At 56.9% G+C, this 15,952-nt stretch carries 10 protein-coding genes; 7 read left to right on the forward strand and 3 right to left on the reverse strand.

Annotated elements, in window-relative coordinates; genetic code table 11:
* The first annotated feature begins 540 nt into the window (after positions 1 to 540).
* A complete protein-coding gene (locus BLS41_RS18265; RefSeq protein WP_074767315.1) occupies positions 541 to 1,842 on the forward strand; it encodes a gallate dioxygenase in 1,302 nt (433 codons plus the stop codon).
* 115 nt (positions 1,843 to 1,957) lie between these two features.
* On the opposite strand, the gene BLS41_RS18270 is transcribed toward BLS41_RS18265, so the two are convergent.
* Positions 1,958 to 3,736, reverse strand: a complete 1,779-nt coding sequence (locus tag BLS41_RS18270) for a tannase/feruloyl esterase family alpha/beta hydrolase (RefSeq protein ID WP_074767317.1) — start codon at positions 3,734 to 3,736, stop codon at positions 1,958 to 1,960.
* Positions 3,737 to 5,007: 1,271 nt separating this feature from the next.
* On the opposite strand from BLS41_RS18270, the gene BLS41_RS18275 reads away from it, so the two are divergent.
* From BLS41_RS18275 to BLS41_RS18300, 6 genes are all read left to right on the forward strand, one after another.
* Positions 5,008 to 6,369: an MFS transporter gene (locus tag BLS41_RS18275; RefSeq protein ID WP_074767320.1), complete on the forward strand. Its 1,362-nt coding sequence runs from the start codon at positions 5,008 to 5,010 to the stop codon at positions 6,367 to 6,369.
* Positions 6,370 to 6,438: 69 nt separating this feature from the next.
* A complete protein-coding gene (locus BLS41_RS18280; RefSeq protein ID WP_074767322.1) occupies positions 6,439 to 7,464 on the forward strand; it encodes an amidohydrolase family protein in 1,026 nt (341 codons plus the stop codon).
* A 2-nt stretch (positions 7,465 to 7,466) separates the two neighbouring features.
* On the forward strand, positions 7,467 to 8,150 hold the full coding sequence (gene ligK / locus BLS41_RS18285) for a 4-carboxy-4-hydroxy-2-oxoadipate aldolase/oxaloacetate decarboxylase (RefSeq protein WP_074767325.1): 684 nt from the start codon (positions 7,467 to 7,469) through the stop codon (positions 8,148 to 8,150).
* Between the two features lie 14 nt (positions 8,151 to 8,164).
* Positions 8,165 to 8,872 (forward strand): substrate-binding domain-containing protein, encoded by a 708-nt coding sequence (locus tag BLS41_RS18290; RefSeq protein ID WP_171910328.1) that lies wholly within the window; start codon positions 8,165 to 8,167, stop codon positions 8,870 to 8,872.
* A 434-nt stretch (positions 8,873 to 9,306) separates the two neighbouring features.
* A complete protein-coding gene (locus BLS41_RS18295) occupies positions 9,307 to 10,872 on the forward strand; it encodes an FUSC family protein (protein WP_171910265.1) in 1,566 nt (521 codons plus the stop codon).
* A 1,198-nt stretch (positions 10,873 to 12,070) separates the two neighbouring features.
* Positions 12,071 to 13,630, forward strand: coding sequence for a hypothetical protein (locus BLS41_RS18300; protein WP_074767333.1), 1,560 nt, complete (start codon positions 12,071 to 12,073; stop codon positions 13,628 to 13,630).
* 181 nt (positions 13,631 to 13,811) lie between these two features.
* On the opposite strand, the gene BLS41_RS18305 is transcribed toward BLS41_RS18300, so the two are convergent.
* A complete protein-coding gene (locus tag BLS41_RS18305; RefSeq protein ID WP_083380018.1) occupies positions 13,812 to 14,819 on the reverse strand; it encodes an ATP-grasp fold amidoligase family protein in 1,008 nt (335 codons plus the stop codon).
* Between the two features lie 50 nt (positions 14,820 to 14,869).
* Entirely contained in the window at positions 14,870 to 15,793 is a 924-nt protein-coding gene (locus BLS41_RS18310; RefSeq protein WP_171910329.1) for a helix-turn-helix domain-containing protein, read from the reverse strand.
* Positions 15,794 to 15,952 lie beyond the last annotated feature (159 nt).

Below are 15,952 nucleotides of genomic sequence, written 5' to 3' on the forward strand. Positions count from 1 at the left end.
TCCGGGGTTTACGCGAACTACTGCGATCGCTTCAGTTGTCGGATTTTTTGGGGGTGACGCGATAGTGCGTTGAAAAATAAGCTATTTTTGTTGTGAGTACTTTGGTGACGAACCCGATTGACCCATGCGACGCGACGAAGATTTGTAAGAATGAGGACTCGACAACCGAAAGCCCGATAAATAAAAGAGAAAGCTCTTCGGGCTACTTCGCAACGTGGTTTGAAAGAGCGTTGGGTTCGCGCCACAGCGTTGTCGTCGAACGAATAAACAATACTGTCGACTCGCGACGATAGGCATCACGCGGATGCTTTATCGCATACGCCGGATGCCGAAAAAACGTAGGAGAATTCATCGCATTGGCCTGCTGGCGCGAACATGGCGCTGGATCAATTCCAGTGTCGTTCGCTTATGGCAAGATTCGCCAATCCTCACCGACTGCGGAGCCGTTGCGCTTTAACGTCATGGTGTCGACGCTCGCCTCGATCAACCGGTGCCACGCGATAACAGCACCGGTTCAACGCGTTTTCAAGGGAGTACGGTATGGCACGCATCATCGGCGGCATTGCCGCCTCGCATACACCCACCATCGGGTTCGCTTTCGACAAGAACAAGCGCGACGATCCTGTCTGGGCCCCCATCTTCGAAAACTTCGCGCCACTCGCCGAATGGCTTGACGAAAAACGTCCTGACGTCATCGTCGCTATCTATAACGATCACGTCACGTCGTTTTTTTTCGATCACTACTCGGCCTTTGCGCTGGGTGTCGGACCGGAGTGGCCGGTTGCCGACGAGGGCGGCGGCGCGCGTGATCTTCCGCCAATCAAGGGGCATCCGGCACTGGCCGCCCACATTGGCAACTCGCTGATGACCGACGAGTTCGACATGTCGTTCTTTCAGAACAAGGCGCTCGATCACGGCTGTTTTTCCCCGCTGTCCATGTTGTGCCCGCATGAGCCTGAATGGCCGGTGAAGCTGGTGCCGCTGCAAATGGGGGTGCTTCAATTGCCCATGCCCAGCGCGCGTCGCTTTTATAAGTTAGGTCAGGCACTCAGGCGCGCTATTGAAAGTTATCCGGAAGATCTGAAGGTGGCGATCCTCGCCACAGGCGGCCTTTCGCATCAGGTGCACGGAGAGCGCGCGGGCTTTAACAATACGGAATGGGATCAGCGCTTTCTGGATCTCTTTGAAAGCGATCCAGAGCAACTCGCCGACATGACGCTCGCCGAATACGCGGAACTCGGCGGCTATGAAGGTGCGGAAGTCGTCATGTGGCTGACCATGCGCGGTGCGCTGTCGGCCAACGTGATTTGCAAACATCGCAGCTATTACCTGCCGTCCATGGCGGGCATTGCGACCGCGATCTACGAAGGCGAGGCGGGTGAAGCGAAGCCTTCGATCATTGAACGCCATCGGCAGCGTATGGCGGTTCAATTGACCGACGCGGAGAAACTGGCGGGTACTTATCCCTTTTCGATTGAAGTTGCGGTCAGGGCATTCCGCATCAACAACTACCTGCACAGTATGGTGGAGCCGGCTCATCGGGAGGCATTCGTTCGCGACCCGGAAGCCAGTTTCGAGGCAGCGGGATTATCCGCCGAAGAGCGCGATCTGATTCGCCGGCGCGACTGGCGCGCGTTGTTGCACTATGGCGTCATCTTCTTCATGCTCGAAAAATTGGGTGCAGTGGTCGGCGCATCGAATCTTCATATCTATGCAGCGATGCGCGGGGAAACGCTCGAAGAGTTCCAGCGCACGAGAAATGCGCCAGGTGCGTTGTACTCGGTGGCGGGAAAGTCGGCAGGGAAACTCGATTGGGATGGCGCAGGGAAGGAGGAGAACTGATAACGGCGCATTTACCTCTGCAAATGGAAAAGCGAAATTGCCGCGATCAAGGCAATTTCGCTCGGAGAAAGCCGGCTCCCGAGAGCCGGCTTTTTAATCAGCTACGACAACTGGCTTACGGCGCTGCGACACCTTGCGTCTTTGCCGTATATGCCGTGTAGAAGCTTGAGCCCGCCCACGCCGGTGCCGATGCGTTGTACAGCGGGTCGCCCTGAACATAGTTGGCGCCGTTGTGCCAGTCGCCAGTGCCGGTGAACTTCGCCACTGCCGGATACGGATACACCGGGCGCGACGCCGTCACTGCATTCGACGAATCGGTCTGATACGTCATCACCGCGTTCGGTGCCGTGCCTTGCTCGACCCAGCCCGTCACCTGTGTCACCAGGTCGATGTTTGGGAAGCCTTCGCCGCCGCCACAGTGGCCGACGCCGGGCACGAGGTACATCCGCGCGAACTGGCTCACGTTCGACTCGCCCATCGTGTTCTGCATCGCCTCGAAATAGTTGATCGTGAACAGCGGCGAGATGTGCTGGTCAGCCCAGCCGTGCCACAGGATCAGCTTGCCGCCTGCCTTCTGGAAGGCGGAAAGATCGGGGTTGGTTGCGTCGTTGAGCGGGTGATTTGCAGCCAGGAACGTCGGGTAGAAGCTTGCATCCTGATAGCCGAACGTGTCGACATTCGGCATGCTCGGTGAACCTGTGAAGATCAGGTTATAGGCGCCCGTTACGATCGAATAGCTGAACAGACCCGTGACCGGCACCGGTGCATCCGTCGAATTCGTCGTCGGCACTTCGACGCCAACCCAGTTCGCTTCCGAGCCCAGTTGCGGCGAACCTGCGAGCATGCGTTCACCCGTCGTGGCATCGACCGGTCCGCCGTAAATCTTGCTGGCGGTTGCGACTTCCGCTGCGGTCAGGCAATTGCTTGTGCTGGTCGCGCCGTTCGCGCACTGGATCGATGCCGGGTTGAAGTTACACGTGCGCGGATCGGTCAGCAGGCCGTCAGGCACGCCGGTTTGGCCACCGCACGCAGCGACGACTGCCTTGTGCAACACGAGTGCCTTGTCTGCGTAGAGCACGGCATTGCCGGTGCTGTTGCCGGTGGTGCTGTTCGATTCCACGCTCCAGCCGTGATACAGCGAGTTCTGGATCTGGAAGTGAGCAGCCGGAGCGCCCGCGACGATACCGTTGTAGTCTGCCGGATAGCGCTGTGCGGCCATCAACGCTTCGCGGCCACCGTCAGAGCAGCCGATGAAGTACGAGTACTTCTGAACCTGGCCGTAATAGGCCTTGATCAGTTTCTTCGCCGCAAGCGTCGTGATGTGCTGGCCGCGATAAGCGAAGTCAGCCTGCTTTTGCGGGTCGGTGGTCCAGCTTGAACTCTGTCCCGAGTGGCCCATATCGGTCGCTGCCGTCACGAAACCGCCGTGTTGTACCAGCGGGCAGGTGTAGCTGAAACTGAACGAGCTTTGCTGGGTCGGGTCACTCAGATTTCCGCACAGGCCGCCGCAACCCAACGCTGCAAAGCGTTGCGTGTAGGTACTGACGGGTAACGCGACTTCGAACGTGTTCGACGGAGCAAGCGTGCCTTTCACCGTACAGAAGTTGACGGTCGCGCCGTTGACGGTGGCAGCGGTGACGGTCGCGGAAGTGATGGAGCTGCCTGCGCCACCGATGTCGGTGATGTCGATCGCGGCCAGCTTCGAACAGTCGACAACCGGAGTGACAACCGATAACGCCGCAGTAGTAGTGGTACTGGCACCACTGCTGCTGCTGACGCTACCGCCGCACGCCGCAACAATCGTGGCGCCGACGCAGACGGTGACCAGGGTCAATATCGACGCTGTGCGCGCACGGGCATGGGCGAATAACTGGCGAGGATGCAAAGCTCTCATGCTTGTCTCCCTGACGTGTCTTTTGTATCGAGCATCAGAACCGCGCGTGTACATTCAGAACACATGACGTACTCGCAATGCATTGCGTATCTGGTGTTTGTTTTCATCGATTCACATCTCCTTTTTTAATACTTGGGCACTAAATAGAACAGCACTCTTGCGCAAAGCGGGCTGTGTTATGTGTTGTACGCCCGCAATGTTATTCAACATAGCTAATTGTTTTATTTGTGACTTTCTGGAAGAGGTAAGGCCAGTTAGTTCTTACCGTATGTTGGGTACAGGTATTGGGAGTGCGTCAGTGCGAGACCGATCGTCGTCTTCATGCGTGAAGTAAGTGCTTTTGTCTCCGCTCATTCTTGTGCTCTCTCAGTAGATACAGCGAACAACGCGCAGCCTCCACGTATCCATAGAAGGCCGGGGTGGCAAGGCCACCCGAATCATGTGGCGAGTGAGCGCGCTGGCTGAGTTTTGACGCGACGTTAGCCGCGCCATGACGGCGACGAAATCCGGGGTTAACCAGAGTCGTGCGGCTTGAGAAGCGGTCGTAACTTGCTTGCAGAAACATTACGTTTCAATCGGTGTTGCTCGAAGTCCCGCAGTGCAGGGGCTTTCGCTTTATCGACCGAGGCGGATTGCGCATTTCCGCAATGGTCCTCGCTACAACACGCAATAATTTTTTTAGATGGAGAAAGAGATTGAAAGAGATTCAAATTCGTTGGGCTCGACGACCCACGCGTTGCGTGCTGTCGCGCGCCAGAAGTCATCGCTATTAGCCAACGCAGTGCCGCGTTTCGTTCCTCCCGCACGTGCCTGTCTTTGCGAGTCCGGATAAAAACTCGGGCTCGCTTACCCGTTCTATGCGACTTCGTTCGTGCGTCATCTGATTTGTTTATCGAGGTGCAATTCATCGGGCAGTCGCCGAGGCTGCTTTGGAGGGCCGACGAGGCGGCCTTCAACCTTATTTGACAGCCTTTCGGAAGGGGTTTCGCTGGTTTCGGCGGTGCTATGCGGAACAGTGAAAAGGCGGATACTTCGTCCACGCATCTGGTTAACCCGCACTTTTGGAAGCAGTGGTCGAACGGATACCTTCGGCGTCAGTTACATGAGGAAGGTAGGCGACGCACCATCGACACGACCGGCAACGGGGGCGATGAAAGTATCCAGCCTGAGGCTCCGGCCGAGGGGGACGGCACCTGCTCTTGCACTGATCGTAAGGCAAATGCCGGCTTTGGCCGCGCTACAAAACCAATGAAGGGGACAGGAGAAATCTGATGACGAGTGGAACAACGAGCGGTAAGAGAATCGATATCAAGGCGTTCATCGACGAGCGGCCTATCTCGGCATATCAGTGGCTACTGGTAGCGCTGTGTTTTCTGGTTGTGACCGCCGACGGCATGGACGTCGCGATCATGGGCTTTGTCGCGCCGTCCATCATTCACGACTGGGCGATTTCGCGTCCCGCATTCGGTCTGGTGATGAGTGCCGCGCCGATCGGTCTCGTGATCGGCGCGCTGACTGCGGGCCCTGCGTCGGATCGCATCGGCCGCAAATGGGTGCTGATTACTTCGGTGTTTCTGTTTGGCGTTTTCACGATTGCGACAGCGTTCACGCAAACACCGGCCGCTATGGCGCTGCTGCGTCTGCTGACCGGAATCGGACTCGGCGCTGCCATGCCGAACTCGACGACGCTGCTGTCGGAGTACGCACCACAGCGCAAGCGCGCATTGCTGATCACCATCATGTTCACGGGTTTCAACCTGGGTTCGGCATTGATCGGCTTTGCTGCAGGCTGGCTGATTCCGGTACACGGCTGGCGCTCGGTGCTGATTTTCGGCGGCACGCTGCCACTGGTTCTGATTCCGCTGCAAATCTGGTTGCTGCCTGAGTCGGCCCGTTTGCTCGCAGTGCGTGGCGCAACGTCAAAGCGTATTGGCGCTGTTCTGGGCCGCGTGTGCGGCGCGCGTTTTGCCGGCGACGAAGTGTTCGTTTCGAATGAACCGCCGCTGCCCACGCGCAAGCCGATTGGCGTGCTCTTCTCGCAGGGCTATAGCACGATGACTATCGCGCTGTGGGTCACGTATTTCATGGGCCTGCTGGTGATCTATCTGTTGACCGGCTGGTTGCCGACGCTGATGAAGGATGCGGGTCTGACGGTTACCGCAGCCGCCAACGTGACGGCAATGTTCCAGATTGGCGGCACGGTCGGTGCAGTCCTGGTGGGCTGGATCATGGACAAGGCTCGCCCGGCTCCGGTGATCAGTGCGGCGTATCTGGGCGGTGCATTGTGTGTGCTCGGGCTCGGCTACATCGGCGCGATGTCATCGTCGCTCGCGATGCTGGTGTTTGCCGCAGGCTTCTGCATGAGCGGTGCGCAAACCGGTTTGAACGCTTATGCGCCTGGCCGTTATCCGACCGTGGCGCGTGCCACGGGCGTGAGCTGGATGCTTGGCATGGGGCGTTTCGGCAGCATCTTTGGCTCGGCGATCGGTGGCGCGTTGCTGGGTTTGGGTTGGCAGTTCGGCGGTATTCTCGCCATGCTGGCTATTCCCGCCACGCTCGCTGCCATTGCTATTCTGGTGAGCCAGCGCGTAAGCGCCGGCGAAGCAGCGCCTCGTACGAACGCGGCACACTGAATCAAGGCGGCGCGTGTGCGGCTTTGCCGCAGCGCGCCGCTGGTTAGATCAATTTTCTGAGGAGAGACGGTGATCATCGACATTCATGGCCATTACACCACTGCGCCAAAAGCGCTGGAGATGTGGCGCAACCGCCAGATTGCGGGTATCAAGAATCCGTCCGAGATGCCGAAGGCGTCCGAGTTGCAGATTAGCGATGACGAATTGCGCGAATCGATCGAAGGCAATCAGTTGAAGCTCATGCGTGAGCGTGGCCTCGATCTGACGATCTTCAGCCCGCGTGCAAGTTTCATGGCGCATCACATTGGCGACGCGCAGATTTCCGCTACGTGGGCCGCAATCTGTAATGAGCTTTGCTTCCGGGTCAGCCAACTCTTCCCCGATAACTTCGTTCCAGCAGCGATGCTGCCGCAAAGTCCCGGTGTCGATACCGCCACGTGTATCCCCGAACTTGTCAAGTGCGTCGAGCAGTACGGCAATGTCGCGATCAATCTGAACCCCGATCCGTCGGGTGGTCACTGGACCAGCCCGCCGCTGTCCGATCGCTACTGGTATCCGATCTACGAGAAGATGGTCGAGTACGACATTCCGGCTATGGTTCACGTGAGCACGAGTTGCAATGCGTGTTTCCACACCACGGGCGCGCACTATCTGAATGCTGACACCACCGCGTTCATGCAATGCCTGACATCGGATCTGTTCCGCGATTTCCCGACGTTGCGTTTCGTGATCCCGCACGGCGGCGGCGCGGTTCCTTATCACTGGGGACGTTTCCGCGGACTCGCACAGGAACTGAAAAAGCCTTTGCTGAAGGATCATCTGCTGAACAACATTTTCTTCGATACCTGTGTTTACCATCAGCCTGGTATCGATTTGCTGACGCGCGTGATCCCCGTCGACAACATTCTGTTTGCGAGCGAAATGATCGGTGCAGTGCGCGGCATCGATCCGGAAACGGGTCACTATTTCGACGATACGAAGCGCTATATCGAAGCGGCGCATGTCGACGTGGAAGAGCGGAACAAGATTTATGAAGGAAACGCGCGGCGTGTTTATCCTCGCCTCGATGCGCTGCTTAAATCGAAGGGACATTGATCATGTATGAACTTGGAGTGGTATATCGCAACATCCCGCGCGCGGATAAAGACGTTGCCGCGAAGCTCGGTGCGCTCGGGTCGGCGACTGTCCACGAAGCCATGGGGCGAGTGGGTCTGCTGAAGCCGTATATGCGTCCAATCTATGTCGGCGCGCGCGCCAGCGGCACGGCGGTCACGGTGCTGCTGCAACCCGGCGACAACTGGATGATGCATGTCGCAGCTGAGCAGATTCAACCGGGCGACATCGTGATTGCAGGCGTGACAGCGGACTGCACCGACGGATATTTCGGTGACTTGCTGGCAACCAGTTTCAAGGCGCGGGGCGCACATGCGCTGGTTATCGATGCAGGCGTTCGCGACGTGAGCGTGCTGACCGAAATGAATTTCCCGGTCTGGAGCAAGGCGATTTCCTCGAAGGGTACGGTCAAGGCGACACTCGGCTCGGTGAACATCCCGGTGGTTTGCGCAGGCGCGCTGGTCACGCCGGGCGATGTGGTGGTCGCGGACGACGATGGCGTTGTGATCGTGCCGTCGACAATCGCCGCTGCCGTCCTTGAGAAAGCGGCCGCGCGCGAAGCGTTCGAAGGCGAGAAGCGTGCAAAGCTGGCGAGCGGCATACTGGGTCTGGATATGTACAACATGCGCGGACCGTTGGAAAAGGCCGGCTTGCGCTACAAGGATTGAACAGGGTGATCGATATGGTCAGCGGTCAAGCTGGGCGCAAACCGATCACCGGCATTTCGTCGATGGCCACGCGCCAGGTACTGGCCGAACTTGCGGCAGCTTATGAGCGCAAGTCGGGGCAGCGGGTGATCATCGAGTCGGTCGGCGGTGTCGATGCTGCGCGACGAGTTCAGGATGGCGAATCATTCGATATTGTCGTGCTGGCTTCGGATGCACTCGACCGTCTGGCTGCGACCGGCCATGTCGATCCCTCCAGCAAGGTCAGTCTCGCGCGCTCGGGCGTTGCCATTGCGGTGGCGGCGGGCGCGCGGCATCCGGACATCAGTACAGAGGCCGCGCTCCGCGAGGCTGTTCTGAATGTGCGCAGCATCGGCTATTCGACGGGGCCGAGCGGTACGCATCTGACGCGTCTGTTCGAGCGTTGGGGTATCGCGGAAAGTATCGCGTCGCGTATCGTGCAAGCGCCGGCCGGCGTTCCTGTCGGTGCGCTGGTCGCGCGCGGCGATGTCGCGCTCGGCTTTCAGCAATTCAGCGAACTAATCCACTTGCCCGGTATCGAGGTGGTCGGTGCAATGCCGCCTACGACTCAGGTCACCACTATTTTTGCAGCCTCGATCTGCACGGCGACAAAGCAACGTGGGGTTGTGCAAGAGTTTCTATCGTTTCTGACTTCACGCGAAGCCGACGACGCCAAATTGGCAAATGGTATGGAGCCGGTATGATGGCACTACATGGCTTGCTGCATTAGTGCTTTCCAGATGATCTGCGTCGCAACAGTCACGGCGCGGTAGTGGCGGCGCGTATAAAGCAGCGAGCTATGTAAAGCGCGGTCCGCATTTCACGGCAAGCTGCCTGGTTCATTAAAGAGGCTCGGACCGATACCGTTCTGATTCGCCGCTCCAATAAGGTTGAGTGAGTGATCGCCGAGTTCTTTCATCTCCGAAAATCCGGACCGCGTTGGCCAGTCGCGAGCCGCGCTGCAATCAGCATTGGAGTGCTGGTGGCGACCGGGTGGCTGTCCGGGCACTTATCGGCAGGATTAATGGCGACGCTCGGCGCGTTCACGTCGCTTTATGCGTCCGATCGACCTTATCGCAATCGCGCGTGGGTACTCGCCGGCATTTCGCTCTCGTTTGCCCTTGTCGTGAGCCTTGGCGTGGGCGTACAGCATCTGCCGGGGCTGGCTATTCCTCTGCTCGTCGTGATTGCAATGCTCGCGACGTTTATCTGCCATGCGATCAGAATCGGCCAGCCAGGCGCTTATATGTTCGCGTTGGCCTGTGCCGCGGGCACGAGTGTCCCCGTCGCTCATATGGCGTTCTACGAGGTCGGCGCGCTGGTTCTGGCGGGGGGCGCAGTATCGTGGATCGTGCACATGGCGGCCGGAATTTCTTGGCCTCGCGGTCCCGAGCGGCAGGCGGTCGTGGCGGCATCGCGCGCGGTTGAACATTTCGCAGAAATGGTTGGCACAGGAGAAGAGGATCAGGCTCGCCACGACGCCGCTCTATCACTTCATGATGCATGGGCCGCGCTCGTGACTTATCAGCCGCTTCATGTTCATCCCGATACGGCGCTGTTGCACTTGCTGGCTCTCAATCGCGAACTGCATCTGCTTTTTGCCGCGTGCGTCAATGCTGGCAAGTCGTCTGAAATAGACAGGCGCGTTCTGGCGACGCGGGCTTCTGACGTTGGGCAACTGGCGAATTCGTCCGCAGATAGTCGCAGTCCCTCGCGGCAATCTGATTTTCCTTTGGGACGTCTCAGCTCGTCCGAATTAATAGTCGAATCGCTTGAATGGAATTCCGCTGCGTCGGCGGTCACGCTGCGTGTAGGCGTTGCGGTGGCGGTGGCCGGCACAATTGGCGCGGCGTTTGGTCTGGAGCGCGCCTATTGGGCAATGGCCGCCGCCGTGCTCGTTTTGCATCAGGGATTGGCGTGGCAACGCACCTTGCGACGGGGCGTCGAGCGGACCATCGGCACGCTGGTCGGGCTAGGGGTGGCAGGTGCCATACTCGCGATTCATCCAGCCGGTGCATGGCTCGTGCTAACCATGATGAGCCTCCAGTTTTGCGTCGAGATGCTGGTCACGCGCAATTACGCATTTGCCGTCGTGTTCGTCACGTCAATCGCATTACTGATTGCGTCGGGCGGTCACAGCGTGGCCGAGCCCGGCACACTTCTCCTGGCGCGTGGACTCGATACTGCCATTGGTTGCGGCATCGGGCTGCTTGTTTATGTACTCTTCCGGCCGCGTGATTCGTTTTTGTCGATACGTCAACAGATTGTTCTCACGTTGATTGCCGTTCAGGCGGTGGTCCGGCACATTGCAACGAGCAGCGTGACGACCGACGCTGCGCAGCAGGATCGTCGCGATCTTCAGCACCGCATTCTGGGGCTGGTGGAGTGGTACGAAGAGGAGGCGGGTGGCCTGATGAGTCACCGGGCTATCGCGAATCGGATGAAGCCGGCAGTCGATGCCGTACAACGGCTAGGCTATAAAGTTCTCGCCGCGTGCTGGTCGCTCGAGGCGACGCAAGAGGAGCGCACTATCCTGGCGATGCATGAAGCTGTTTCATCAGACGAATTCATAAAGACCTCCGTTGCGTTGGAAGACGTCATCGGTAGATTGCAGAATGGAAAAAGCCCGGTTACGTCGCAAGACGTGCCGGAGTTTGTACGCGAAGAAATACGTGCGCTGTGTGAGTCGCTGACGTTCGATTGAGTAGCTGAGCGGCAATCGTGCGTCGACCTGGTGAAAGTCGTGTTGGTGTGCGTCGAGTCGAGTCGATTCGACCCATCGCCTGTCCTGCTCGAATGACCCGTCGACCACATGCAAAATCTTTCGACGTTGTGAAATGACGTTTTGTCATTCAACGAAAGTACCTGAAAGCGGCTTTTGCGACACCGACGTTTGTAAAAGCGCGCGCTCCATCCTCACTGTCAAAGTCATCGTCGAGTTCGCGTAGTAGTTGCCGGACTCGTCCAGATCGGCTTATCCAATCCCTTTCGGTCGATTTAAATACGCTGGAATTTGTATCCCCGATCAATACTTCGTGATTATTCTAATTTAATTCCAGCGATAGCGATGGGGTAAATCCATTTCCGCGGGATAAGGTCATTCACCCACAGCCTCGAAGGCTATATGAAATACCGAAACCGGAAACCCATCACTGGAGCAAACGAAATTTCGGGCCGATTTGCATCGGCATCTCACGTCATCTTCGTGAAAGCCACGCATATTCTTTATATTATTTATGTAACGAGTTGTTAATGGCTATGCTCTCTTGCGGTGCATGATGCACCTCACGAAGGCGACTGCTTTAAACACGGCTTTCAAGCACGTTTTACATATAGGGTCGAAGTCGCAAAGATCGCGTACATCCAATCCTCTGATCAACACGAGAAAACCAGAATTTTTGCGATGCAGGAAATTATTAGAAATATTTATACTATTTGGCCGAAAAGTGCTATTTCTTCTGTGATTAAGCGGTCACTCCGGGTACGATTTACCCCGGTCGCTGCGGTTGAAGGAATATTTTGCTGAGAGGGTCAGAAGGTCCGTCCCTTTGGGCAAACGTTTGCTTAACAGGCGACTTCGCTTTGTAAACATATGCTTTAAACAGCAACGGGTGTCGCAGTCAGGTCGTCTCCCATCGTACGTTCAAGTAACGTGACGCGCATCGGCTCGCCCCTGGCGATCGCTGATATCCGTTTGCTGGATTATCACGTTTAAAGGGCTTCGCGCCCGGAAGTTTCAATAGAACATCTAAAACGATGTCTGTAATGCGCTAAAAGATTTTAATTTTCTCTGGGCTACGAATTCAAATCGGTTTGTCCTTGCGCATTGAATCACTTGAACCTCCAAAAATAATCTTTGGACTTTTTATCGAGAATTTTCTCGACAGTGGAAACTATTTGCCATGGTAAAACGACGTCAATTTATTGGTGCCCTCACGGCACTGGGTGGAAGTTATCTTTTGAGCGCTTGCGGTGGCGGAGGCTCGGGAGACAATAGCGGCAGTAGTGGATCGGCTGACAGTAAGGCAACTGCCAAATCGAGCACCGCATCGGCGAGCGGAACGACGGTCCCGCCGGCAGCTTCGGTTACCGACAGTTCGGGCAACGTGTGGACGCTGTCGGGCGGCTCGGTCTATCAAAACGGCTCGAAAGCTGGAGACACCTACAACGTTTCGCTCATTCTGTACTACGGCACCACCATTTATCACGAAGGCACTGGCGGCCAGTTCTATGCATGGGGCGGCTCTGGCTGGTCGTCGTGCAACGATCCGCGCCTCGGTGGTACTTCGGCAGACGGCACGACGCTGCCGGCTTCCCCGTACATCATCGACAAGTCCAATGCGATCTGGACTCTCGTCAATGGCGTGATCTACCGGAACGGCGCGACCGTTGGCAATACCTATAACGTGACGCTGGTGCTCTGGTACGGCGGCAAGATCTGGCATTGCGGTACGGGCGGCCAGTTTTACGTCAATGCGGGTGTCGCTGCGCAGTGGCTGGCGTGTAACGATCCGCGCATTACCCCCACGCAAACCGCAGGCATGTTCTACGGTATCAACGGCCACTACGACTACACCTATACGCCGACGCAACTTGTTTCCATTCTGAAGTCGATGGGTTGCACGAGCTATCGCGTTGGATGTACTGACGACTCGACGTCGTTGAATGCGGTCGTCAAACTGGCGGAGGCATTCCAGTCGGCCGGACTCACGCTGGTGGTTCTCGTCAATCAAGGCGTGTACTCGTCCGGCAGCACGCTGTTTGCCAACGAGTCGGCTGCGTACAGCCGTGGTTATACGGCCGGTTCAACGGTTGCTAACGCGCTGAAGCCGTATGGCGTGACGATCTACGAATGCGGTAACGAGTTGACGCGTCAGAACGGCATCATTATCGATTCGACCAACGCAGGGACGAACGCCGCTGACTTCAACAATTCGAACTGGCCTGTCATGCGTGGCGTGATGCGCGGCATGATCGACGGTGTGAAGTCGGCGCAGTCCAACGCGAAGTGCGGTATCAACTTCTGCGTCGCAGATATCGGTGCGGCCGATGCACTGTGGGACGGTATGCAACCTGACGGCAGTGGCGGTTATCCCACGGTGCGTTGGGACATCACGACGTGGCACAACTACGAAGTGTACGGTGACATCTTCAATATCGGGACCGACGGTGCAGGCCCCGGTTTCGATCTGCCGACGTACTGTAAGGCCCGCTACAACGTGCCGTTCATCATTACGGAGTGGAACACGGGTCCGGAGCAAACCGAGGCGTATCGCGCAAATTACATCACCACGCAACTGGGCGAGTTCTATCAGAACAGAAAGTCGCACAACATTCAGTCAGTGATGTACTACGTGCTCGATAGCGGTGACGACACCTACGGCATTATGGTCAACGGGTCCGCGATCAATCCGTCGTACAGTGCGTTCACGAGCTTCACGTCAGGTCACGCGGATAACTAACACGCGGTTGTCGGTGCCTGTTCTTATGCGAAGGATGTGAAGGAACAGGCACCGCGTGTTGAGCCGCTACAATGGCTTATCTCGCGGCAAGTCCGAGCGGGTGATGGAGGTACTTTCGTATCTCCATCACCCGCTTTTCGCTTTTCGCTTTTCGAGCCGGTGGCTTTCCACCCTTCATCTTTCAGGCAAGCAGCTTTCCCCAATCGTAGTCGGTCTTGTCGGGAGTGAATGGCAATACGCCGGCGCCGGGTGTGAATGTTAGCTCGCCGAAGTAGACCCGGTTATCAGGCGCGTATAGGTCCACGCGAACGTAGTCGAAGTCTTCACATAGCTTGACGGCGGTGTCGAGAACAGTCTGAAGATGCGGAGGACGAGGTGCCGGTTTTGCACTGCGCTTGTAATAACCAATAGCGATGTCGAGATGATTCCAGTCGACGTCGTACACGTCGCCATGAGTGTCGTTCCCGAATCTGTCCGATATCACCAGAATGTAGATGATGGGTCGTCCCGGCCGACCGCCAAAGCAATGCAGCTTGAAATCCGCAGGTATCTTGCCGCTTTCGTCCAGAAGCAATTGTTCGAAGAAGATGCGTGGTTTGATCTGGCGGTAGTGCCTTTCCCTTGCAATGCTGTAAAACGCGGTCGACAGCCACTTGTCGGCAAGAAGCTGAAGCTTTTCGAAAGATGTGGCAGATTTATTTTTAACCACCTCGACGAAGCTGCTGCCATGATTGGCCTTCATCACAAAGGCGTCCGGCAGCGCGTCGAAGACCTCGCGGGTAAATGCGTCGGGCGCCGCGACTAGCGGAATGAGATGTTCCTCGCCAATCTTGCTCGCGATGTATTCCCGAACCGTTAGCTTGTCAGTCAGGCCGATATAGCGCGGATCGGGTCTGAGGCTACGCTGCAGAATCTTTTCGTTAAAGGTAACAGGGCGCACGAGGTTGGGGTACCGCCCGATACACTTATGATGAAGCAGGCTCAGAAACAGCGAGTCCGGCAGCATTGACTTGGCCGCCTCCTTGATCCTTCTGATCACGGAGCCAGACTGCGCCGGAGACTGATATAGCGCTGCTAGTGACTGGCCGGTTTCGGCGAGTACTTTGTCCTCATGCAACTCGAGTTCCTTGCGCAGCAAAACAGATGCGGCGGCTTCTTCTTCGAGCTGGACGGAAGGGGGAGGCGTCATCTCTCAATCCATTAATTGAAGGCGCTACGCGGCTGTTCGGAAGAGCGGACTCAAGGGGTTTCCTTCAACATCTCAGTCGCCGAATGCCAGCCGTCTTCAGGCGTTAGCCACCGTTCCTCGGATTCGAAGTGCTGTTGCGCGCGAAATTGCGTAGGCGACATGCCATACCGCTCCTTGAACAGTCGGCCCAAACGGTTGCCGTCACCCATTCCACACCGCCGGGCAATCTTGTCGACAGGTAGATCAGTATTCTTCAACATCGTGCAGACGACCTCGAAGCGAGTGCGCAACAGATACTCGAGCGGGGTCATGCCGAATTCGCATTTAAAGCGACGCTGAAAATTGCGCTTGCTCATTGCCGCCGATTCAGCCGCTTTGGCAACTGAAATGGCCTTGCTGTAGTTGTCCTTGATCCACCGCGCCGACTCGCGAATCTTCTCCGTTGTCGTCGTAATGTTCGCGTCGTCGTGTTCGTTCTTGCTCTGCTCGTTGTAAGTGGGGTGCAGAAGACGGGCAATCTTCCTGACCGTGTCTGAACTGAGATCCCGCTCGATCTGGGAAAGAGCCAGATCGGTTGGCGTTACGCTCGGAGTGATGCGCATGGCGTCGCTACCGTCATCGAACAGGAAGATCGGTACTGTCGATTGCAATGGATTCCTGCATACAACCGCGAGATTTGCACCTTGCTGAATTCCGAACGATGCAATCGACCCCTGGCGTGAAATCCACGAGAGAAATCGGTCATTGGATTCCATCGTTTCGGCGGCATCGCGGCACGCGACAAAGAATGCGTGAAAATCTGCCAGGTTGTAGCGTTCAAGTGTCTGCGTCCAGATGGAAATGCTAGAGGAACTCGTGACCAATCCGCCTCCATCCGAGAGCACCGAGAAGCGATAAGGAGGTTCTTCGCCTTCGGCTTTTTCGAACTCGTTGGCCAGCCGAAATGCATCTCCAATAGCTCCCGTAGTCACCATGGAACAGTCCTGAAAAACCAGAAGACCAATGTGTTTCATAGCGCTTAGCCCATTCAGATGCTCTTTGCCGAACGACGTAAAAAAATCGGTCGAGATCATCGTTCTCGTTATCAAACAAACGAGTCACTCACGTAGCGAGATTAGCGCATCGAAATTTTC

It is taken from the genome of Paraburkholderia fungorum, assembly GCF_900099835.1.
Classification (GTDB): domain Bacteria; phylum Pseudomonadota; class Gammaproteobacteria; order Burkholderiales; family Burkholderiaceae; genus Paraburkholderia; species Paraburkholderia fungorum_A.

Coding starts and splice junctions, on each gene's coding strand:
- BLS41_RS18265 (WP_074767315.1), top strand. CDS start 541: ATGGCACGCATCATCGGCGGCATTGCCGCCTCGCATACACCCACCATC.
- BLS41_RS18270 (WP_074767317.1), bottom strand. CDS start 3,736: ATGAGAGCTTTGCATCCTCGCCAGTTATTCGCCCATGCCCGTGCGCGC.
- BLS41_RS18275 (WP_074767320.1), top strand. CDS start 5,008: ATGACGAGTGGAACAACGAGCGGTAAGAGAATCGATATCAAGGCGTTC.
- ligK (WP_074767325.1), top strand. CDS start 7,467: ATGTATGAACTTGGAGTGGTATATCGCAACATCCCGCGCGCGGATAAA.
- BLS41_RS18290 (WP_171910328.1), top strand. CDS start 8,165: ATGGTCAGCGGTCAAGCTGGGCGCAAACCGATCACCGGCATTTCGTCG.
- BLS41_RS18300 (WP_074767333.1), top strand. CDS start 12,071: ATGGTAAAACGACGTCAATTTATTGGTGCCCTCACGGCACTGGGTGGA.
- BLS41_RS18305 (WP_083380018.1), bottom strand. CDS start 14,819: ATGACGCCTCCCCCTTCCGTCCAGCTCGAAGAAGAAGCCGCCGCATCT.
- BLS41_RS18310 (WP_171910329.1), bottom strand. CDS start 15,793: ATGGTGACTACGGGAGCTATTGGAGATGCATTTCGGCTGGCCAACGAG.